Here is a 21,273-nt window from a genome sequence, read left to right as displayed (position 1 = left end):
TATTAACAGTTTATTAAATTATAGTAAAGCCGACATTTTTTTTTGCCTTTGTATTACTTCCCGCACGTGCCGGACGGTGTACTCCATTTGTTCCGGTGTAGTAAAACGGCCAAGTCCAAACCGCAGGGTAGCATACGCTAATTCATCGCTTAAACCCAAGGCTTTTAAAATATAAGATGGTTCTATAACCGCGGAGGTACACGCTGAACCGGAAGAAACCGCTATATCTTTTAATCCCAATAATAATCCTTCTCCCTCCACGTGATCAAAAGAAATATTAGAAACATGCGGTAAACGGTAATTTTTAGCACCATTCAACCGGGAACCATCGATTTGTAGGAGTTCGCTTTCCAGGTAATCGCGCATATTTTTTATTCGCTCCGCTTCTGAAACCATCTCCAAACAACACAACTCGCAGGCTTTTCCCAAGCCCACAATACCCGGCACGTTTAAAGTGCCGGAACGCCTGCCGCGTTCGTGTCCGCCACCATCCATTTGCGCGGTAATTTTTACCTTGGGATTATTCCGACGCACGTACAAGGCACCTACTCCTTTGGGGCCGTACATTTTATGAGCCGAAAAAGCCATTAAGTCAATCTGATCAGCTTCCACATCTACCGGAACTTTGCCTACCGCCTGGGTGGCGTCTGTCATAAACAACACCTCGTGTTTACGGGCAATGGTTGAAATTTCGGGGATCGGTTGAATAACGCCGGTTTCATTGTTGCCGTACATCACGGATATTAAAATGGTACGAGGCGTAATGGCGGCTTCCAGTTCTTGTAAATCAATTAAACCTTCCGCATTTACGGGCAGGTAGGTAACGTGGGCACCTATTTTTTCCAGGTGCTGGCAGGTATCCAAAACGGCTTTGTGTTCGGTATTAACGGTTATAATATGGTTGCCTTTAACGGCGTACATGTCGAACACTCCTTTAAGTGCCAGATTATCAGATTCGGTGGCCCCCGACGTAAAAATAATTTCTTTGGGGTGGCAGTTGATTAAGGCGGCTACTTGCTCCCGGGCTTGATCAACGGCTTCTTCGGCGGCCCAACCGTAAGCATGGTGGCGGGAGGCGGCATTTCCGAAATGTTGGGTTAGGTAAGGCATCATAGCTTCTAAAACCCGCGGGTCCAGGGGAGTGGTAGCATTATTATCTAAATATATCGGAAGTTGGCGCATAGTAATTATTCAGAAGATTCTTTTAAATTTAAAAAAACAGGAGTTTGCGGCATTAAGTTTTTATTACAGTAAAAATAGCCAAATTTAGCTTTCCTAAACGAATCATGCATTTTGATGAATAAAGTGGAACATATTGGTATCGCGGTAAAAAATCTGGAGAAAGCCAACCTAATCTACACCCAGCTTTTAGGAATCGAACCTTACAAAACGGAAGAGGTACCATCTGAGCAAGTTATTACTTCTTTTTTCCGAACTGGCGAATCGAAAATTGAGTTGCTGGCCGCTACCGATGAAACTAGCGTAATTGCGCAGTTTATTTTAAAAAAAGGGGAAGGTATGCACCACGTAGCTTTTGCCGTGGACGATATTGTAGTGGAAATGGCCCGCTTAAAACAAGCCGGATTTACCTTGCTAAGCGAAACGCCTAAATTTGGCGCGGATAATAAGCTGATATGTTTTGTTCATCCCAAAGAGGCAAATGGTGTACTCATTGAACTCTGCCAGGAAAGAAAATGATAAATTGTTTATTGCTTGTCGTTAGATATTCGTGAGTCAGTTCCACCTTTTGATGTAGGCTTCATTCTTAATTAAACCGTAAGTACTGAAGCTATATTGGTAAACGCATTAGAGTTGATTAAAATTAAAATTTTGAACTAACAACTGGCAACTAACAACTAGCAACCAGTAAATATTACCTTTGCAACCGGAAGCTAGAACTACGTATGCAAACATTTTCGTTACCGGAACATCGCATTTTTAGAGTTATTGCCGCCGCCGCCGCGCACCTGCAAGTAGAAACCTATGTAATCGGCGGCTTCGTACGAGATATTATCTTAAAAAGACCGTCGAAAGATATTGATGTAGTTTGTGTGGGCGATGGAATGGCTTTGGCGCAAAAGGTGGCCGGGCTTTTACCCGATAAACCACCGGTTACGGTATTTAAAAATTTTGGCACGGCCATGCTCCGGGCCGACGAGTGGGAAGTAGAGTTTGTAGGTGCGCGCCGCGAATCGTACCGCAGCGACTCCCGTAAACCGGAAGTAGAAGCCGGTACGCTACGGGACGATTTAAACCGCCGGGATTTTACCATTAATGCTTTAGGTATTTCCCTGAACCCAAACAGTTACGGCGCCCTCATCGATGAGTTTGATGGACTCGGCGACATTCGCCGGAAAATTATTAAAACACCCTTAAACCCGGATGTAACTTTCACCGACGATCCCTTACGCATGATGCGGGCTATCCGGTTTGCCACGCAATTAAATTTTGACATTGAACCCGACACCTTCGATGCGATCGCGCGCAACAAAGAACGTATTGCCATTATTTCGAAAGAGCGCATAACCGACGAGCTGAATAAAATTATCCTGGCGGCTATTCCTTCTTACGGTTTTAAGCTTTTGTACCAAACGGGTTTGCTGGAGCTGATTTTCCCGAAAATGGTAGCTTTGCACGGGGTTGAAACGATTAATGGCAACTCGCACAAAGATAACTTTTACCATACCTTGCAGGTGCTCGATAACGTGGCCAAAACTTCCAACGACTTATGGCTACGCTGGGCCGCTATTCTGCACGACATTGCCAAACCGGAAACCAAACGCTATTCCGAGAAAGTAGGCTGGACCTTTCACGGGCACGAAGACCGGGGGGCTCGTTTGGTGCCCAAGATATTTGCCGAGCTTAAATTACCTTTAAACGAGCACATGCGTTTTGTGCAGAAATTAGTAAAACTGCACCTGCGGCCTATTGCCTTAGTTAAAGATTCTGTAACGGATTCGGCGGTGCGGCGCCTGCTCTACGAAGCCGGTGCCGATATTGATGAATTAATGGTGCTCTGTAACGCCGATATTACTTCTAAAGACCATAACAAAGTAAAGAAGTACCTACAGAATTTTAAAAAAGTAGGCGTAAAAATGAAGCAGGTAGAAGAAACCGATCAACTGCGGAATTTTCAACCGGTAATTACAGGTGAAATTATTATGGAAACGTTCGGGCTAAAACCTTCGCGGGAGGTAGGTATTATTAAAGAGAGTTTAACGGAAGCGATTCTGGATGGCCATATTAAAAACGAATACGAACAAGCTTTTGCCTATATGCTGCAAAAAGGTCAGGAAATGGGATTAGTAGTTGTAAAAGAATAAACGTTTACTTACAACAACGTTCGTTTAACCACAGCTAAAAAGCCTGCATTACCTGGTAGATTTTAATGGTATCAAGCGGCAATCTGGTCAGTTTAATGGGTGGGTTTGCGTAATTGGTAGAATACATGCCCGGAATAGTCGAACAGGAAAAAAAAGTGATTTTATTTCTGGGTACGACTTTCTGATAAATCAACTTTAGATGAGTGTAATTTTTAAATTCCTGATGCGGTAAGTTGGCCGGAATCACAAAATAATCATTTTTCTTAACCTGCACTTTTCCGGCAACATAGGTTTTCATGCCGGCTTGTTGGCTATACCAATGCCATCCCCAATAGCCTACCGTCCAGATAGTACCCGGCCCTTTTAGCTTATTTTTGGTCTTTACTGCTTCTTGCCGGTAAGTGTCCGCAAAGGTCCAGTCGGAGGCCGCTAGTAGTAAGCTGATGCTGGCGGAAAATACCAGCGCTAATATCCGGAGGTTCGCGGGGGCGTCACGCAACAATTTAGCTGCTAGCAGGATTACAGCGGGTAATACCAACAATACATGTCGGGAGGCCATAAAATGGGCGAACAAGATAATAAAGCTACTAATTGCGGTTCCCCATAATAAAATTGTAAAATGGTCAGATTGGCTGTATTTTTTTAAATTTTTATAATTCCGGAAAGGCCAGTAGTTATCCAGAACCAAATAAATGAGGCAAATGGCATTTATAAAACAAAACCCCCACAAAGCGCGCACAGCGTTTTTTTCAGAGATAAATCCCTGGTAAGTTAAGCTTACAAAGGCCAGGAGCATTATGATTAGGGTAGGAATAATAAACCAATATCTTTTTTGGTATTTCGCGATAAACCCAGCAGCATAAGCTAATGAAAAAGGAGTAATTGCGCCCAGCGTAATTACAAAAGCCAGTAATTTCTGACTTACCCGGGATATAGTTAAAGCAGAGGTAGGACGGAAAAGATGCACCGCGCCAAACTCCTGGTAGTTCCAAATGGACCACAGCAACAGCACACCAATGGGAAGCAGCAAAACAGCTAAAAATCTAAATTTTTTAGGTAGTACCAGGTGAGCTAGTAAAATTACAAGCAATGGGAGGGAAGTATATTTAATCAGGAGGGCGATGCTTAACACCAAAGCAACTAAAACGTAGCGCATCCATTCCGAGGTAAAATGGGGCTTTAACAGGAGATAGATAAAAATTAAGTGTAAACTCAATAATGGTACATCTACCATTACATTTTGGTTAATTAAAAATGCCGGGTTTAAAACGAGAAAAGCGGTGCTTAACAAAGCGAATGTGGGTGCTACCAGTTGGGCCAGTTTGTAAAAGAAGAAAATAGTTAAAAAAGTAAAACCAGACTGCATCAGGTGCAAGAGTATTTCATGATAGCTCCACCAATGGCCACATAAAGCGATAAAGTAAAAATACAAAGGCGGTTGGTTATACTCGTGAATAGGAGCATAGCCATAATCCCAAAGCACAAGCCCCGACATAGGGGTAAAAGGATGTTGCTCTATCCATTGGGCCGCCGCCAAATGAAAAGCATCATCAATGTGAAAGGCCTTATTTAGGTTTAAGCCAGTGGCCAGCAACCACAAAAGCGCGAGAACCCGTTTAGACTTGTTACCTATAAAGAATCTCACCAACCAGCTTTCTTTATTCTAATATAAATTCTTTTATGATTATGATGGACGCAAGATGCAATTTTAAGTGAATATAAAATAGCTGGGTTGAAAGGTGAAAATGTTTCAATCCAATACAACCCCCTGGATGGTAGTTTAACAGGACGAACGTGCGGGCCAAAGGCCTTGATGCATCCAAAAAAAAGACTAAAGTGATGAACTTTAGTCTTTCGGCAATTAGATTGATTTATTTAATTCTTACGCACTTTGGATGCTCCGGATACATCGGTGGTTACATTGCGCGGATTGCCGCTGTAATTAACACTGCTTACCCCAGAGGCATCAGCAGATAATTTCTCGGTTACAAACACCGAAGCCTTAGAAGCACCGGATAAGTTAATATCCGCAGATTTGGCCCGTAAACTCCCGGCTTCTACGTTGCAGGCTCCGGAAGCCGATAATTGCAACTCATCAGTGCGGCCGGCAATGGTGGTTTTAGCGGCGCCGGATAAATCTAATTCTAAACGGTTGGCATTGATACCGATATTGGTTTGTACCGCCCCGGATTGGCTAATCTCGCATTTATCTTCATCAAATCCCGAAATTTCTGATTTAACAGCGCCCGATAAATCCACATTTTTTAAAGCGGGCATGGTAATCTCAATCAACACATTCTCCCGGTTATTCTTCGTAAAATCCCAGAAATTTTCATCCGATTCAAATTCAACGGTACTTCCGTTTTGCTTGGCTCTTAAATTCTTAATTCCTTGTTCATCGCCCTTAGCCCGAACTTCAAAATTATCTCCTTTTTTCAGCCGGACGTGATAGGCGCCACCCACCTGAACCGCTTCAAAATCTTTGAAATCAAACGTTTTTTCTTCCGGTCCATAATCATCCCAAGCAGCCATTAAATCGCCTTCCAGCACATTAATATCAATATCGGCAAGGTCTACCTCGTTGTTATTGTTGTTTTCTTCCTCGCGGGGTTCTTCTTCTACTTTTACCGCGCAAGTGGCACAGGTAAATTTATCATCCCGAAATTCCCAAGTGCTTTTTCTTAAATTTATTTTTTCAAAATCATAGTCTTTGTCGAAGTAGTTGGAGGCCATGTACACAAATTCCTGGTTCAGGCGAAATTTTTTATTCTGCGGCAAGTAAATTTTTAAACTTAATTCCTGGTCGCGGAAAGCTCCGTTCCGGTTAATGCGGGCTTGCCGATCAAAAATCAAGGTAGAATCGCGTTGTTGAATGCGGTAGTCCAGCATTTTCGCATTTTGGATAGCCTGATCTTCGGTGCGGCCTTTGGCCCGGAATTCCTGCACTACCCGGATATTCGGGTTGTTAACCGTGCCAAATTCCACGTCATTAATCCAGCGTTGCGCCGGTGAACTAGCATTCCGGGCATTTAGTTGCACCGTTGGAAGCGCTCCCGTCGTAAAAGTTCTTTCGGTAATATATTCGCCACGTTCGTTAAAGTTTTGCTGAAATACGAATACGGCACTGCCCATGGCAAATAAACACACTACCCACACCGCAAACATCGACCAGCCTACCAGCGGCTTTAAGAAAAATCGTTTGGTTAATAAACCCACGGCAATCATTAATAAGAACAAGCTAGGAATCAGGCCCGCCAGAAAGCCGGCCACCATGCCGTAGCCCGGAAAATCGCGGGCAAATAACTGCATCGGACCATCCCATTCACCGTGTATATATTGCTCGTTAATTAAGCCGGTACCTGCTCCTAAACCAATGAATAAAGCAAAAATAAAGCTCAGCGCAATGATTAATAAGATTATACCGGCAAAAATACGAATGGCCGATCCCAGAAAACTCACCAGGGGCTTCAGGGCCTTGGCAATTACTTCTAAAACTTGAGCCACCAGGCGAACTGGGAATAATAGAATGCGGGCTAAGTTACTTTCCTGGCCGTTTTCGTCGCTCATGCGCAGATTGTTTTTCAGCGATTCTTCAATACCCGACAAGGTTATGGGATTGCCTTGCATTTGTACCCGGTCGGTGATGGAAGTGGCTAGCGGAACTACTAGCCACAACACGATGTAGATGGGAATACCCAAGCCGCCGAATAAAACGGAAAGCAAGAAAATCAACCGAACGACGCCTACATCCATCCCGAAATACAAGGCTAAACCACTGCAAACCCCCCCTAATTTTTTATCCAGTGAATCGCGGAATAGTTTTCGCGCGTTAACTTCGGTGAGGGTGTAACTTTTGGGTAAAGCAATCCAGCAGAGCGCGTAAATAAAACCAACAAACCCGGCCGAAACACCGGCGGTAAATACCCCTAACAAGAAAAAGAACACAAACACCAGACGAATCCAAATAGGATCAACGCCCAGGTAGTTAGCAAATCCTGCGGAAACCCCACTGATTACTTTGTGGTTTAAGTCGCGGAACAAGCGTTTTGGGCCGGTTCCCGGAGAAGTGCCGGTTCTAGTTTCCTCGGCAGTGGTGGCTCCGCCAGCGGTTTGGCTGTAAGTACCGGAGCTATTTTGCGAGGTGCTATAAGGCTGGTTTAAATCTTCTTCTTCTTCGATGCTGGCAAAGTCTTGTACGCTACCCATTTGAGTAATTAAAGCTTGTACATCTTCCTGGGTAATTACTTGTTTACCCGGGTTTAACTTGCCCGAAAATACTTCTGCTATTCGGCCTTCAATATCCGCAACAATCTCCTCGTGACCCGCATAATTAGAAAAGTACGTTTTTATCGCGGCTAAGTATTGCCGCAGTTGCTCGTAACCATCTTCTTCGATGTGGAAGATAAGGCCTTGCAGGTTGATACTTATATTCTTTTTCATGATGCTTGTTTTTTATGCTTCGTTATGAACTCGATAGAGGCTTCTACTTCCAGCCAGGTTTGGCGCAACTGCTCCAAAAAATCTTTGCCGGTTTCGGTTAAGGTATAATACTTCCGGGGTGGCCCGGCCGTGGACTCCACCCAGGAGTAGTCGAGAAGTCCGGCATTTTTGAGGCGGGTAAGCAGCGGGTAAAGCGTGCCCTCTACCACAATCATTTTAGCAGCGGTTAGCTCATCAAGCATATCCGAGGCGTAGACTTCACCACGAGAGATAATTTCCAAAATGCAGAATTCCAGAATACCCTTCCGCATCTGCACTTGTGTGTTTTCTACTTTCATGATGGTTTAGATTTAATGTTCGTTACAAATATAACATAAGGTACTATGTAAAACAAGGTACTTGATAAAAATATTTTTTGTTTCGTTTTTTGTTAGAAATAATTTTACTCCATTATGGTTTATAAACCACAAAATATTTGCATTGAACTATGAAAAATAAAAGAATATAATTCGTATCTTGCTTATAAAGCGTACTTTTATTGTACTTAAGTAAGTTTAATTAGGGAATAAGTTGATTTTTTAAAATTTTATTTTGGTACTTAGTATCTGATTTAATTATTAGTAGAGAGAGAAAGAAGCCTGTTTTACCAGCAGAACACTTAATGAAATAATTACTGGTTGGGAGAGCGTTAATTTACTAACCAGTGAGTATAATGGAAAGATTTCTAAAAAAGCACTTGTTAAAGAGAATACTGGTTTATCTTCTGGTGAACAGATTTTTTAAATTTTTGGCTAGAAGGATAATAAGGTACACTTAACATAAACGCAAACGGCTAACCGGGTTCATAATAAATACACTTTAAAAGATTGGGAGTAAATTCCGATATGTTACCTAAAATTTTACCTTTTATTCTGCTTAGTTTATTTCTTCTTTCTTCTTCGGCCTGGAGCCAGATTTCGGCGCCGAAGTACAGCAACGAATTTTTAAATATTGGCGTAGGCGGACGGGCTTTGGGTATGGGCAACGTGCAGGTAAGTTTCGTGGATGATGCTACCGCTGGTTATTGGAACCCGGCCGGCTTGTTGCGCTTGCCTAATAAGTATAATGTGAGTTTGATGCACTCCGAATTATTTGCAGGAATTGTTAAAAACGACTTTGCGGCTTTTGCTTTACCCCTGGATACCAGCAGTGCCCTTGGTTTTTCCATTACCCGTTCCGGAGTAGATGATATTGCCGATACCCGTCGGCTCAAAAACCACGAATACGGCTATTACCAATACGATAGCATTCGTTTTTTCTCCGTGGCCGATTATGCTTTTTTAGTTTCTTACGCCCGAAAAAGTAATTTGATTAAAGGTTTGCAACTCGGCGCCAATGCTAAAATTATTTACCGGAACGTGGGCGATTTTGCTAACGCCTGGGGTTTTGGTTTAGATGTTGGGGCGCAGTTACAACGCAAAGATTGGCAGTTTGGCCTGATGGCCCGTGATATCACCACCACGTTTAACGCCTGGACGCACGATCCTGAAGAAATAAGGTATTCGCAATTACTCGTGGATTCCACGTCGGCTTTGCCCAAAAATACCATTGAAATTACGTTGCCTCGGTTAATTCTGGGAGCGGCTCGCACGTTTACGCTTCCAAAAAATTTTAATTTGCTCCTGGCTGCTGATTTTGATTTTACCTTTGATGGACGACGAAATGTTTTATTTAAAAGCGCTGTTTTTTCGATTGATCCTAAAATTGCTTTTGAATTAAATTACAATCGGTTGGTTTTTCTACGAGCCGGTATGAATAATTTGCAGCAGATTAAAGAATTTAACAATCAGGAAACCTGGCAGTTTCAGCCCAACTTTGGCGTTGGTATTGCCACCAACGGTTTGCATGTAGATTTGGCTTTGTCTAAAGTAGCCGATAATTCGGAAGTTTCATCTATTATTGTTTCGGTGGGATATGCATTTGATTAATCGCCAACCAGATAAAATGACTGCTTATTTTTTTTATTTTTTTAAAAAATTAGGGTTCCTGAGCTTGATTGTTCTGTGGTTTGGGCTTACTGCAAAAGGACAGGTTCAATATGGCAACGAATGGATCAATTATTCCCAAACGTATTATAAAATAAAAGTGGCTAAGTCCGGGATTTACCGTCTGGATCATACTTATTTAACAAATGCTGGTTTAGGATCAATCAACCCCCAAAATTTGCAGCTATGGCGGCGGGGCCAGGAAGTAGCCGTGCACGTAGAAGGCGAGGCCGATGGTACCTTAAACCCAGGCGATTACCTGGAATTTTACGGCGAGCGCAACGACGGGAAACTGGATCGCGAGATTTACAAGAATCCGCAGCACCAATCCAATCCTTATTTTAGTTTATACACCGATACAGCCGCTTACTTTTTAACCGTTTCCCCCAGTACTGGTAAACGTGTGCCAATTTTAAATAATTCTGCTAATGGTTTAACGCCAGAACCCTGGCATAAAGCGGAACGCTTAAAGCAATATACCACCGAGTATCAGGGCGGCGCTTTTTACGGCGAAAGCCAACTATCGTGGGGCGATGCCAGCGAAGGTTACGGCGATATGTGGTTCGGCACCATTGGGAGTGGCGCCCGATCCCGGATTAAAGATTTTGAGGTAGATTCTTTACTAAACGTAGAAGCCAGTGGGGCCGCACCCCAAATAGAAATAGTACTCGATGGCGTGTTGCGGGATCCGCATAACATAAGTTTGGCGGTTGTATCCCCAAATGGATCGGTGCGCGACTTAGAGCGCGATATTGTATTTGGACCAGCCGATAAAATTAAAAAATCTATTCCTTGCTCCCCAGCGACATCTCTCCGGATGGTAAATTACGATTACGGTTTACCGTTAACCCCAAAGGAGTCCCCGATATTGTTCGGGTAAGATATTTACGGGTGCATTACGCCCGAAAAAACTTATTTACCAGCCGCAGCTGGTTCTTTTCGCCGGCAGATACCACTAAAACGGGAGATTCTTATTTTGTTTTTCAAAAAAATAACAACCAAACGGTTTTGGGTTACGACGTAACTAACCCTTACGCTATTTCTAAAATTACCATTAATAATCAGGCCACTGAGGCTTCTTTCGTAGGCCCGGCCCCTAACAATCGCCAGCAGAAAATATTACTGGTAAATGCCAGTAATATATACAGCCCCGCGGCACCCGTAAAAACCACTTTCCGGAATCTGGCTAATAATCGTTCTAATTTTATTTTAGTATACCATAGCCGGTTACGCAAACCCGCCGCTGCTTATCCCGATCCGGTAAAAGCTTACGCCGAATACCGCGCCTCCACCAACGGGGGCAAGTACGATACGTTATCTCTAGAAATCAGGCAGGTGTATGATCAGTTTCACTACGGCGAGAAATCGGCTCAGGCCATAAAACACTTGGTAAATTATTTGTCTACCCAGGGTAAACCCGCGTATTTGCTTTTATTGGGGCAAGCATTGTTAGCCGATTACGAGAATTTTGGGCGTTCCCGGACTGCACCTTCGCCAACCGCCAGCCTGCGCGATATGATCCCGACGGGCTATCCGGCCTCTGATATATTCTTAACCGCCGATTGGGAAAAAATCTTTATTTTCCGAAAGTAGCTACCGGCCGGTTAGTAGCACAAAATGCGGAAGAACTAGCCGCGTACCTGGACAAAGTAAAAGAACACGAAGCCTTGCCCAATACACTAACCTGGCGAAAAAACATTTTGCATTTAGGCGGCGGCGACACGGACCAGCTTAAAACGTATATCCGCAGCTCTTTAACCCGGTGGCAGAATATGGTGGAAAAAACTTATTTAGGGGCCAGGGTAAAAAGCATTTACCGTTTAAACACTACCTCGGGGGTGGAGCGTTTAAATGTTTCGTCGGAGATAAACGCCGGGGTGGGTTTAGTTACTTTTTTTGGTCATTCTTCGCCCACCAGTAACGATTTGGACATTGGCTTTGTAACCGATCCGGTAAATGGATATAACAACACCGGTAAATACCCCATCATGATTATGAACGGTTGTGCTACCGGAAATCCGTTTTTAGATAATACTTTTGGGGTAAACTGGTTGTTAGCTCCTAAAAAAGGGATTATTGCTTATTTGGCCAGCACCAGCACCGGGTACGCCAATTTGTTACAGCTTTACTCCGAAAAATTTTACGAAGTAGCCTTTACCGACTCTCTTTATTACGGTAAATCGGTGGGCGTAATTCAGCAAGAGGTTATTAAACGTTTTTTAACGCAGGCCCAAAGTCCGAATGCCACCGCGCAAGCCATGCAAATTTTATTGCAAGGAGATCCAGCTATCCGTTTTTTTTCGCCGGAAAAACCCGATTACGTAGTGCAGGAAAATGGGCCGAAGGTGCAGGCCTTCAACAACGAGCGGCTTACCGCAGCGGCTGATTCTTTTAACATTGTTATTCCGGTTACTAATTTTGGGAAGGCCGTAGCCGATTCGTTTTATGTATCCGTTAGCCGCAACAACGCCACCGTAATTGATTCTGTTTTGTTTCCGCCGGTGTATAATCAAGATACCTTAATTTTTAAATTTGTAGATAGAGCCAATCATTTTTCCGGTGTTAATCAATTTACCATTACCCTGGATCATCTGAATAAGATCAGCGAATTAGATGAAACCAACAACAGCTATACTTTTGAGCATTATTTTCCGGCTAATACGCTACAGGCACTGTATCCTCCAGAATACGCCATCGTGCACGAAAGTACCGTTAAATTAACGGGTCAGTCGCTGGAAGAGCAAAGCAAAACCCAGGATTACTATTTTGAACTCGATACGGCCCCAACTTTTAACTCTGCTCAAAAACAATCCACTACCATCAGCGGGGCCGGCGCCTTACCAATCTGGAAAATTTCGTTACCCACCAATCAGGCACTGGAAGATAGCGTGGTGTATTACTGGCGCTTCCGGACGAGTGAGCTAGCTCCCGGACAAGATTCGGTTATTTGGGGAAGCAGTTCTTTCCGGTATATTCCGGGTAGTCCGGATGGTTGGTCGCAAAGCCAACCTGCTCAGTTACAAAATTCCATTACTAACGGCCTGGCATTGGAGTCCGCCACTCAGAAATGGGAATTCACGCCAAATTCTAAAAAGATAACCTTAAAAGCAGGAGGTGGAAAAACTGCTCAATCCTTTCCGCCAAACGGAATTTTTATGGATGGCCGCATTCGCTTCGACGGAAGTTGCGGCTTTAACGTTCCTAATATACTAGCGGTGGTATTTAACGATAAAACCTTGGAACCGCATCTGATGCCCGCAACTGTAGGAGCAGCTCTCTGCGGTAGTCCGCCCAAAGCCATGTATCACTTTGTAAACCTGGATGTAGCGCAAAACCAGGAAACTTTACGCCGTTTTCTGAACGAAATACCAGCGGGTTATTACGTGGCTTTAATATCGGTTAGAAATGTGCCTTTTACCATTTTTTCACCGGCTTTAAAAGAAACATTTCACCAGTTAGGTTCTCGCCTGATCGATAGCCTGCAAACCGGTTATCCGTTTGCTCTGGTGGGCCGGAAGGATAGCCCGGTGGGAACTGCCCAGGAAGCAACTTACTTGCGCAATAGCCCGATGGAGGCAGCCTTACAAAATATTGAGTTAAATGCTACTATGCAGACTCGCGGGGTGGCCGGTAATATAACATCTACCTTTGTTGGTCCGGCTACCGCCTGGAAAAAGGTGCATTATCTAGTTAAAAAGAATGGGGCCGGCAAAGATCCGTTTACTTTGACACTTCGGGCTTACAACGAGCAGCGCAACAAAGATACGCTGGTGTACACCAACCAAACTGCACTGGCTTTGGATTTAACGAAGCTAAATGCCAAACGCTATCCTTATTTGCAGTTGCAGTTAGCCGTGACAGATACCCTGGACCGAACCGCTCCGCAATTAAAAGAATGGCTGGTGCTGTACCAGGGTGCGCCCGAAGGGGTGGTACGAGCCGATACGGTAGATTCAGATAAATTTCAAAATCTAACGGCGCAGGCAGCTTCCGGCAGCATTAGTACTCATTTTTTATTTCAAAATGTATCTAATTTTAATTTTGCCGACTCGCTGGTAGCCCGTTTTACCTTATCGGGAACAAACGGGTTTACCCAGGATGTAAAAGTAAAAGCACTTGCTGCCGGAGAGGTCGTTTCAATTCCGGTTACCTTTGCTACCCGTAATTTAAGCGGCAAATACACTTTACGATTATTTGTGAACCCCTATTTGCAACCAGAATTAGTGTATACCAACAATATTTTTGAAATACCATTTACCATTGGTCCCAACACCCCACCCCTATTAGATGTTGCTTTTGATGGCCAACATATTCTGGATGGAGACATTGTGTCCCCCAATCCGCAGATTACCATTTCGGTAAAAGACGAAGATAAATACTCGTTTTTGAAAGATACCGAAGGTATGGAAATGCTGTTATTACGGCCCAACAGCCCTAATTTTGAGCAAGTTAACTTATCCGGTCAGGATAGTAAAATTTTTCCGGCTGACAAGAAGAATGATTTCCGGGTAGAGTATCATCCGGAAAACCTGGAAAACGGTATTTACAAATTGCGGGTGCAGGCGAAAGATATCAGTAACAATAAGGCTGGTTTTGAACCGTACGAAATTAGTTTTAATGTGATTAACGAATCTACGATTACTAATTTTTACCCGTATCCTAATCCTTTGTCCAGCAAAACCCGGTTTGTGTTTACCGTAACCGGGGCCCAAGTACCCCAAAACCTGAAAGTTCAAATTTTAACGGTTACGGGTAAAGTTATCCGGGAAATTACCAAAGAAGAGTTAGGACCCATTAAGATAGGTAATAACACGAGTGAGTACGCCTGGGATGGCACCGACGAATTTGGGGACAAGCTGGCCAACGGAGTGTATTTGTACCGCGTGGTAATGGACACCGATCTGTTCACGCACCGTAACACGGCCGCAGATAAAGCTTTTAAAAAGGGTTATGGCAAATTGTATATTTTGCGTTAAAGCAATGTTGAACCTAGCGTTAAAGGGCTAAAATTTAAATAATCATCTAAAAACAAAAAAGCGGCTCCCTTTGGAAAGCCGCTTTTTTTCACTAGTTAGTTATTTTGTTATAAGTTTGGATTTCTATCCAGGTCTAAGTTAGTAGTACCGGTGGTACTGGTAGTATTAGTAGTGCTGGTCCGGTTAATATCCGTGCTCAGGTCTTCTACTTCCACATCGGTCCGGCGTACGGTTTCGTGAATAGTTTCCTGACGTTCTTCTACGTCTTTACCTAATCTTACTTCTTCCACTACCCGGGCTTCTTTGCCCACTACAGGCACTTCGGCTTGTTCTCTTAGTTCAATTTCGCCTTCGCGGAAGTTTGCCAAATCCGCTTCGGTAGCCGGACGATTTACCGGATTACGCTCTACCCGAACGTGCTCTACGCGTAAACGTACACTTTCTTCAACGGGGCGCTCGATAATCCGGCTCCGGATACGAGCACCACCTGTTTCCACTACTCTTTTACCTACCTGCAATTCTTCCTCGATAATCGGAATAGCACCTGAAGTATTTACATCAGCCGAAGTATTGGTATTGCTGCGATACTGCTCCGCCCGCTCATCGATATCTACAGCACCGTACTCATCTAAAATCTGAGCAGCACTTTGCGCTTCTTGAGCCGATTGAGCATGAACGGTAATAATGTTACCCCTACGACCCACTTCGCTGTAAGATCTTACGTTATCATCATCATCCGCGCCAAACAAATTCCGGAAGAAATTGCCTACGCTATCGTTATCATCATGGTCAGTATAGCTGGAAGAAGTAGAACTAGTGGTAGAACCAGAAGTTCCGGGAGTGGATATATCAATCCTATCTTGCGAAATACCGGCGCTAATTAATTGCTGTAATGCTTGTTGCGCTTCTGTTGAATTGTCGAATATTCCTATTACTGTTTGTGACATAGTTTTATGTGTTTTAGGTTTAAGGGATTAAAAAAAATGTAAGCTTTTTATTATAAATTGCTATTGTTAAGATCCGTTGAGATTCTCTCAATATTTATTTCTTCTTTCCGGAGCGTTACCGTTTCGGAAATTTTTCTTTCTGTTTGATGTTTGTTTACCCGAATTTCTTCTACGAGCATCAGGCGTTTTTCGATGACTACTACTTCCTGAATTACCGGAATAATCATGACATCACCTTCGTAACGTACCTGGGGAGGAGTTTCGATGTATTGATTAACCGGTACGCGTTCTACTTGAACTTCTTCTTGCAGCAAGGCAGCTTCCACGACCGCTTCTTCTTCGTTAACAGTTTTAACTATACGTACGCGGCCCGTTTCTACTATTTTTTTACCAATGTGTACAGTTTCCTCAATTACCGGGATAGTACGAATTGTTTTTTCCGATTCTGTTTGCCAGTTATCATCTTCTGTCTGCCAGTTATCATTCCGGGTTCCCTCCATCTTATGTTGCTGCTTAGTCTGTTAATGCAAATTTTGTAAAGAATAACTTAGTAAAGGCTCTTACGGTAGTGGCGGTTTAATGTTTGATTTCGTATCGGAAATTTCTTATTTATTATTTCGGATGAATTAACAATTTGGTAACATAAACCTATAGGCAATCCCCTGGTTTAGCCAAGGTGTTTACTTGTAAAATGCTGAAATTTAAATTTTTAATGAATATTTACAGGCAACCGTAATAATTTTTAAATTAAAAACAATTGGGATCCGCTTAATAGTAGAAAATTTTTAATTGTAAAAAATTTATATTTTCATTTATGAATGTTTTAACAGATTATCAAGGCAAGTATTAGATTAGAAGTAAAAATTTTAAAATAAAGACATTATCTAAAAACCGATTTGGTTTGCTGTACAAGCAAAATAGTAGACAGGATAAAATTTAAATTTAGAGGTGAAAGTGCCCGAAGGTGCAGGAAGCGGAGCACAAAGAAAAGCAGCAGCAGGCTAGCTGTTTCTAAGTGGAAGATCAATGGTTCTAACTTCTAATTAAATGGAAGGAATATTACTTACTTAATTAGTTTTTGTTATTTAGTCGACAAAAGATAAAGTTTCCCAGCGGGCTAAAAACTAATGTAAACCAGGTGATTTCTGGAGTTTGATAAAGCTGTAGGGGTATAGGTTTTTTTCGTCGGCCTCAAAATTTTGCCGGCTAACTTCCTGCCATTGCGCCGGATCTATCTCGGGGTAAAAAGTATCACCTTCAAAATGGGCATGTATTAAGGTTAGATACATGGTATCGATAAAAGGTAAGGCTTGTTGTAATACTTCGGCTCCACCAATAATAAATACGTTAGGGTTTATTGTTAGAGCTTCCTGAATAGCCCCCGGAACATCGTGCAACACGATACAATTCGGCGGGGAATAGCCTGCTTGCCGGGTTATAATAATAGAAGTTCGGTGCGGTAGAGGTTTGCCAATCGACTCAAACGTTTTCCGGCCCATGATAATCGGGTGCCCGGTGGTCAGATTTTTAAAAAATTTTAAGTCGGCGGGTAAATGCCAGGGCAGCTGGTTATCTTTTCCAATAACCCGGTTTTCTGACATGGCAAAAACAGAAGCAATCATGTTTTATATGGTTGAATGTTTATATGGTTGAATGGTTAAATGGTTAAATGGTTGGAGGATTAAATTCCTAATTGTCGATAAATTTCTAAGTTGAAAATTACCGGCATACATCCATGATAAATGTACTAATACGGCTGTTTAACTTTCGCGTATTAATAATTAGCAATCTACCAATTTAACATTCTAACAATCTAATTCTTAAAATTTAAAACCTCGTAAAAGCTCTTCCGTGCGCATTCGTTTTTTACCTTCTATCTGCAAATCCGTAATTTTTAAAACTCCTTGACTGGTAAAAAAATGTAAGAAAGTTTTATTATCGGTTTGGTAAGTGCCCGGTGCGGGTGGCCCCTGGTTGTCAGCAGTTGGTGGCAGCACCTCGGCGCGGTAAATTTTTAAAATTTTACCGTTTATTTTGGTCCAAGCACCCGGATAGGGCGCTAAACCCCGAATAAAATTTTGAATCTGCATGGCCGATTGTTCCCATTTGATTTCGCAAAACTCCTTGGATATTTTGGGGGCTTCTTTTAACTCCGCATTTTGCGGTTGCGGCTGCGGCTGCACTTGGTTGTTTTCAATGGCGCGCACGGTTTTAAGCGCTACATCTGCTCCCAGGTGTTTTAGTTTTTCGTAAAGCGAGCCAAAATCATCCTGCTCTTCAATCTTTATTTTCGCTTGCAACAAAATATCCCCGGTATCAATCTGGTGGCGCAGGAAAAACGAAGTTACTCCGGTTTCTTTTTCCCCGTTAATCAAGGCCCAGTTAATAGGAGCAGCTCCCCGGTAATCGGGCAATAAGGAACCGTGAATGTTAAAAGTGCCAATTTCCGGCATACTCCAAACAACTTCCGGCAACATCCGAAAAGCCACAATAATTTGCAAGTTGGCCCGGTACCCCCGTAACTCCTGGATAAAAGCTTCCGATTTTAAATTAACAGGCTGCAAAACCGGAATATTCTGACTCTTGGCGTATTCCTTTACCGGCGAGGGAGTAAGGATTAAGCCGCGGCCAGCCGGTTTATCCGGAGCCGTAATTACCGCCACTACCGGGTAATGGTTTTCTACCAGTTTCTGCAAAGTAGGTACTGCAAAATCCGGAGTACCCATAAAAATAATTCTTAGTTCTTGCGCCATCGTTTTATTTTAATCCGGTAAAAATAGTTAGCCGCGGCCAATATATTTTGAGTAAATAGTGCGGATTTACATAATGCCTTATTTCGAGCGAAGCTTTAGCTACCAATATTTGGGTACCCGGCCTTAGCCAAAGCAACTTTAACCAGAATTTGCGTAAAAATACCCGTAACCAACCACTGGTAGGCACAACAAACCTCCGGTAAATAAAGGAGAATTGAAAAAATTTAAAAAAATACGCTTAATCCTATCCGGAATGTTAAGTCTTCCGGGAATATAATGTGCAAATAAGTAGTTTGGTAAATAATTTTTAATTCCGGATCAGGCACCAGGCTTTACTAAGTTAAACTGGCCGCTTACTTATAAGTTGAAATTCGTGCCTATATTTGTTCCATAATACAATCGCGTGAATATTTCCAGATATATTTCCAGTAAAATTGGCGCCTCCGGAGGCGATTCCTTTACCTCTTCGGTTACAAAAATAGCCATTATAAGTATTGCGGTGGGCTTAGCCATCATGATTGTTTCTTTTTCCATTTTGCAGGGCTTCCGCAACGAAATACAGCGAAAGATTTTTTCTTTTGGGGCGCACCTGCAAATTAGTAAATACGACACCAATAATTCTTTCGAAGGTAAACCGATCGGCACTAATTCCGTGGTGAAGAACTTAAAAGGAATTCCGGAAATTCAGCACTATCAGCCTTACGCGTTTAAAACCGCCATTATTAAAACCGACGAAGAAGTATATGGCGTGGTACTAAAAGGAGTGGATAAATCGTATGATTTTAAGCCCATGCAGCAAAACCTGGTAGCAGGCAAAATTATTTCTTTTTCCGATACGGCGGCATCTAACGATATTATGATCAGCAGCCAGATAGCCAGTAAACTGCGCATTAAGTTAGGCGATAAGGTGAGTTTCTTTTTTATTCAAAATCCGCCTCGGGCCCGCCGTTTTCGGGTAAAAGGCATTTTCAAAACTGGCTTAGAAGAATTTGATCAGGTGTACGTGCTGTCGGATATGCAGCACATCCGGGATTTAAATAAATGGAGCGATACCGTGGTAACCGGGTACGAGATTATGCTGAAAGATTTCAATAAAATTGACACCGTAGCATCTACAGTTTTTAATCGCATGAATTACGATTTGCAACTGGAAAAAGTAACCGACCAATACGCCCAGCTATTTGATTGGATGAAATTGCTCAACCAAAACGTCATTATATTTTTAATTCTCATTATTTTTGTGGCTACGTTTAACATGGTATCGTCGGTGTTTATCATGATTCTGGAGCGTACCAACATGATTGGTTTATTAAAAGCCGTGGGGGCCACCGACCCGCAGATCCGGCAAGTGTTTTTTCATAAAGGCTTGCAGTTAACCATAAAAGGGTTGATTTATGGTAATGTAATAGGCCTGGGCTTTTGTGCTTTTCAGTATTTTACCAAAATTATTCCGCTCGATCCCGAAAATTATTACATGGATACCGTGCCCATTGCCTGGAACCCCGGCATTGTTATTATTTTAAATATAGTAACCTTGGGCCTAACCATGCTCGCCATTTTGATTCCGACGTACATGATTGCCAAGATTAAGCCTGTTGCGGCCATTAAGTTTGATTGATTTAATCGATAGTCCATAGTACTTAGCCCTCAGTCCACAGTACAGGTTTATTAATTAGTAGAGAGGTAGAGAGTAGTAGGTAGTAGCCTTAAGCCTTGTGGTTGATCTTAGTTTCATTTTTAAAATTTTTTTTGCAAGAAGGTAGTGATAACTCTATAGAGAAGCCTCATAATGGTTTTCGTAGTTGTTTACCTTTAAAAATCCCATCGTAAAACCATCCCTTTATCACCTAGAATAAAAAGCCAATAGAATCAACCCCGAACTGTAATCTATGGACCATAAACTAACAACTCACGAATCTAAACTGTGGTCTATGGACCGTGGACTATCGACTATTTCACCGGAAAGGAGGGCTCCCGGTAGGCAATGGTGATGTTGTTTTTCTCAAAAGCCGCCCGAATCCAATCGTGGAAATCGTTGGTAATGCCACCTACATTGCCTTTTTCGGCCCACACCCGGGTAAAAATATTAACGCCTAAATCCGTATTTTCGGTTACTACCTGTGGGGCAGGTTCCGGCTGAATACGGAAATCTTGGGCAATTAGCTGTTTAATTAATTGTTTCGCCAAGGCTATATCGTTGCCGTAATGAATTAAAATGCGAATATCGGCCCGGCGATTCGATTCTACGTCGAAATTCACGATGGTGCTGGAAGCTAACGGACCGTTCGGGATGTAGATGGTTTTATTATCGGGCGTTTTAATAACGGTATTTAAAATATTAATAAGATTAACATTGCCGGCCACGCCTTGCGCTTCGATGTAGTCGCCCACCCGGAAAGGTTTTAGCGCCAGAATTAATACGCCACCCGCAAAATTGGCCAGGCTGCCTTGCAAAGCTAAACCAATGGCTAAACCCGCCGACCCCAGCACGGCAAATACCGAAGTCATTTCCATACCCAATTGGGAAATAACCGCGATAACCAGTAAAATTTTTAATGCAACGTTGAGCACGTTCCGCAAAAAAGGCCGCAACGATGGATCGACGTGGTGCACGATCATTTCGCGATCAATAAACTTTACAATGCGGTTGATCACCCATAAGCCAAATAGTAAGAGCAGCATGGCTACCAAAAAGCGGGCGCCGTAGGTTATAAAAAAGGTAGTGAGGGTGGCGCGGTACCGTTCAAAATCGAAAAAACTAGTATTCATCTGTTCCGTTCTGTTTTAACCTGAAATTTGCGTTTAAAGGG

At 42.8% G+C, this 21,273-nt stretch carries 16 protein-coding genes; 7 read left to right on the top strand and 9 right to left on the bottom strand.

Annotated features, from left to right (window positions below):
- Positions 1-18 precede the first annotated feature (18 nt).
- Complete coding sequence (locus tag AHMF7616_RS10540) at positions 19-1,182, bottom strand: IscS subfamily cysteine desulfurase (protein WP_115372850.1); 1,164 nt, start codon at positions 1,180-1,182, stop codon at positions 19-21.
- Between the two features lie 114 nt (positions 1,183-1,296).
- Here AHMF7616_RS10540 and mce point away from each other — a divergent pair, with 114 nt between their 5' ends.
- Both mce and AHMF7616_RS10530 read left to right on the top strand, forming a co-directional pair.
- Positions 1,297-1,698, top strand: a complete 402-nt coding sequence (mce, locus tag AHMF7616_RS10535; protein WP_115372849.1) for a methylmalonyl-CoA epimerase — start codon at positions 1,297-1,299, stop codon at positions 1,696-1,698.
- Between the two features lie 206 nt (positions 1,699-1,904).
- Positions 1,905-3,323, top strand: coding sequence for a CCA tRNA nucleotidyltransferase (locus AHMF7616_RS10530; protein ID WP_115372848.1), 1,419 nt, complete (start codon positions 1,905-1,907; stop codon positions 3,321-3,323).
- Between the two features lie 34 nt (positions 3,324-3,357).
- Here the strand turns inward: AHMF7616_RS10530 and AHMF7616_RS10525 are convergent, their stop codons facing one another.
- From AHMF7616_RS10525 to AHMF7616_RS10515, 3 genes are all read right to left on the bottom strand, one after another.
- A complete protein-coding gene (locus AHMF7616_RS10525) occupies positions 3,358-4,968 on the bottom strand; it encodes an ArnT family glycosyltransferase (protein ID WP_147275659.1) in 1,611 nt (536 codons plus the stop codon).
- Between the two features lie 230 nt (positions 4,969-5,198).
- Positions 5,199-7,763, bottom strand: coding sequence for a PspC domain-containing protein (locus tag AHMF7616_RS10520; RefSeq protein WP_115372846.1), 2,565 nt, complete (start codon positions 7,761-7,763; stop codon positions 5,199-5,201).
- Positions 7,760-8,101, bottom strand: coding sequence for a PadR family transcriptional regulator (locus tag AHMF7616_RS10515; RefSeq protein WP_115372845.1), 342 nt, complete (start codon positions 8,099-8,101; stop codon positions 7,760-7,762). Before AHMF7616_RS10515 ends, AHMF7616_RS10520 begins: the two co-directional genes overlap by 4 nt.
- Before the next feature lie 546 nt (positions 8,102-8,647).
- On the opposite strand from AHMF7616_RS10515, the gene AHMF7616_RS10510 reads away from it, so the two are divergent.
- Genes AHMF7616_RS10510 through AHMF7616_RS10495 form a run of 4 tightly spaced genes read left to right on the top strand, consistent with a single transcriptional unit; the run spans position 8,648 to position 14,763 of the window.
- Entirely contained in the window at positions 8,648-9,730 is a 1,083-nt protein-coding gene (locus tag AHMF7616_RS10510) for a putative type IX sorting system protein PorV2 (RefSeq protein ID WP_147275658.1), read from the top strand.
- Between the two features lie 16 nt (positions 9,731-9,746).
- Positions 9,747-10,667: a hypothetical protein gene (locus AHMF7616_RS10505; RefSeq protein ID WP_147275657.1), complete on the top strand. Its 921-nt coding sequence runs from the start codon at positions 9,747-9,749 to the stop codon at positions 10,665-10,667.
- Entirely contained in the window at positions 10,580-11,380 is an 801-nt protein-coding gene (locus tag AHMF7616_RS10500; protein ID WP_158546139.1) for a C25 family cysteine peptidase, read from the top strand. Before AHMF7616_RS10505 ends, AHMF7616_RS10500 begins: the two co-directional genes overlap by 88 nt.
- Positions 11,350-14,763, top strand: a complete 3,414-nt coding sequence (locus AHMF7616_RS10495; protein ID WP_115372842.1) for a C25 family cysteine peptidase — start codon at positions 11,350-11,352, stop codon at positions 14,761-14,763. Before AHMF7616_RS10500 ends, AHMF7616_RS10495 begins: the two co-directional genes overlap by 31 nt.
- 107 nt (positions 14,764-14,870) lie before the next feature.
- On the opposite strand, the gene AHMF7616_RS10490 is transcribed toward AHMF7616_RS10495, so the two are convergent.
- From AHMF7616_RS10490 to fmt, 4 genes are all read right to left on the bottom strand, one after another.
- Entirely contained in the window at positions 14,871-15,710 is an 840-nt protein-coding gene (locus AHMF7616_RS10490; RefSeq protein WP_115372841.1) for a YsnF/AvaK domain-containing protein, read from the bottom strand.
- Between the two features lie 50 nt (positions 15,711-15,760).
- On the bottom strand, positions 15,761-16,210 hold the full coding sequence (locus tag AHMF7616_RS10485) for a YsnF/AvaK domain-containing protein (RefSeq protein WP_115372840.1): 450 nt from the start codon (positions 16,208-16,210) through the stop codon (positions 15,761-15,763).
- A 624-nt stretch (positions 16,211-16,834) separates the two neighbouring features.
- The gene (locus AHMF7616_RS10480) at positions 16,835-17,332 is read right to left on the bottom strand and encodes a dihydrofolate reductase (protein ID WP_115372839.1); all 498 of its coding nucleotides are present in this window, start codon (positions 17,330-17,332) and stop codon (positions 16,835-16,837) included.
- Between the two features lie 198 nt (positions 17,333-17,530).
- Positions 17,531-18,463 (bottom strand): methionyl-tRNA formyltransferase, encoded by a 933-nt coding sequence (gene fmt / locus AHMF7616_RS10475; RefSeq protein WP_115372838.1) that lies wholly within the window; start codon positions 18,461-18,463, stop codon positions 17,531-17,533.
- A gap of 403 nt (positions 18,464-18,866) precedes the next feature.
- Between fmt and AHMF7616_RS10465 the strand changes: the two genes are divergently transcribed.
- Positions 18,867-20,081 carry an ABC transporter permease gene (locus tag AHMF7616_RS10465; protein WP_115372836.1) on the top strand — a complete coding sequence of 405 codons (1,215 nt, stop codon included), beginning with the start codon at positions 18,867-18,869 and terminating at the stop codon, positions 20,079-20,081.
- Between the two features lie 332 nt (positions 20,082-20,413).
- Here the strand turns inward: AHMF7616_RS10465 and AHMF7616_RS10460 are convergent, their stop codons facing one another.
- Entirely contained in the window at positions 20,414-21,232 is an 819-nt protein-coding gene (locus tag AHMF7616_RS10460; RefSeq protein WP_115372835.1) for a mechanosensitive ion channel family protein, read from the bottom strand.
- Positions 21,233-21,273 lie beyond the last annotated feature (41 nt).

It is taken from the genome of Adhaeribacter pallidiroseus, assembly GCF_003340495.1.
Classification (GTDB): Bacteria; Bacteroidota; Bacteroidia; order Cytophagales; family Hymenobacteraceae; genus Adhaeribacter; species Adhaeribacter pallidiroseus.
The sequence above is the reverse complement of the archived record's forward strand: the minus strand, read 5'-3'. Positions and strand labels throughout refer to the sequence as shown.

Coding starts and splice junctions, on each gene's coding strand:
- AHMF7616_RS10540 (WP_115372850.1), bottom strand. CDS start 1,182: ATGCGCCAACTTCCGATATATTTAGATAATAATGCTACCACTCCCCTG.
- mce (WP_115372849.1), top strand. CDS start 1,297: ATGAATAAAGTGGAACATATTGGTATCGCGGTAAAAAATCTGGAGAAA.
- AHMF7616_RS10530 (WP_115372848.1), top strand. CDS start 1,905: ATGCAAACATTTTCGTTACCGGAACATCGCATTTTTAGAGTTATTGCC.
- AHMF7616_RS10520 (WP_115372846.1), bottom strand. CDS start 7,763: ATGAAAAAGAATATAAGTATCAACCTGCAAGGCCTTATCTTCCACATC.
- AHMF7616_RS10515 (WP_115372845.1), bottom strand. CDS start 8,101: ATGAAAGTAGAAAACACACAAGTGCAGATGCGGAAGGGTATTCTGGAA.
- AHMF7616_RS10510 (WP_147275658.1), top strand. CDS start 8,648: ATGTTACCTAAAATTTTACCTTTTATTCTGCTTAGTTTATTTCTTCTT.
- AHMF7616_RS10505 (WP_147275657.1), top strand. CDS start 9,747: ATGACTGCTTATTTTTTTTATTTTTTTAAAAAATTAGGGTTCCTGAGC.
- AHMF7616_RS10490 (WP_115372841.1), bottom strand. CDS start 15,710: ATGTCACAAACAGTAATAGGAATATTCGACAATTCAACAGAAGCGCAA.
- AHMF7616_RS10485 (WP_115372840.1), bottom strand. CDS start 16,210: ATGGAGGGAACCCGGAATGATAACTGGCAGACAGAAGATGATAACTGG.
- AHMF7616_RS10480 (WP_115372839.1), bottom strand. CDS start 17,332: ATGATTGCTTCTGTTTTTGCCATGTCAGAAAACCGGGTTATTGGAAAA.
- fmt (WP_115372838.1), bottom strand. CDS start 18,463: ATGGCGCAAGAACTAAGAATTATTTTTATGGGTACTCCGGATTTTGCA.
- AHMF7616_RS10460 (WP_115372835.1), bottom strand. CDS start 21,232: ATGAATACTAGTTTTTTCGATTTTGAACGGTACCGCGCCACCCTCACT.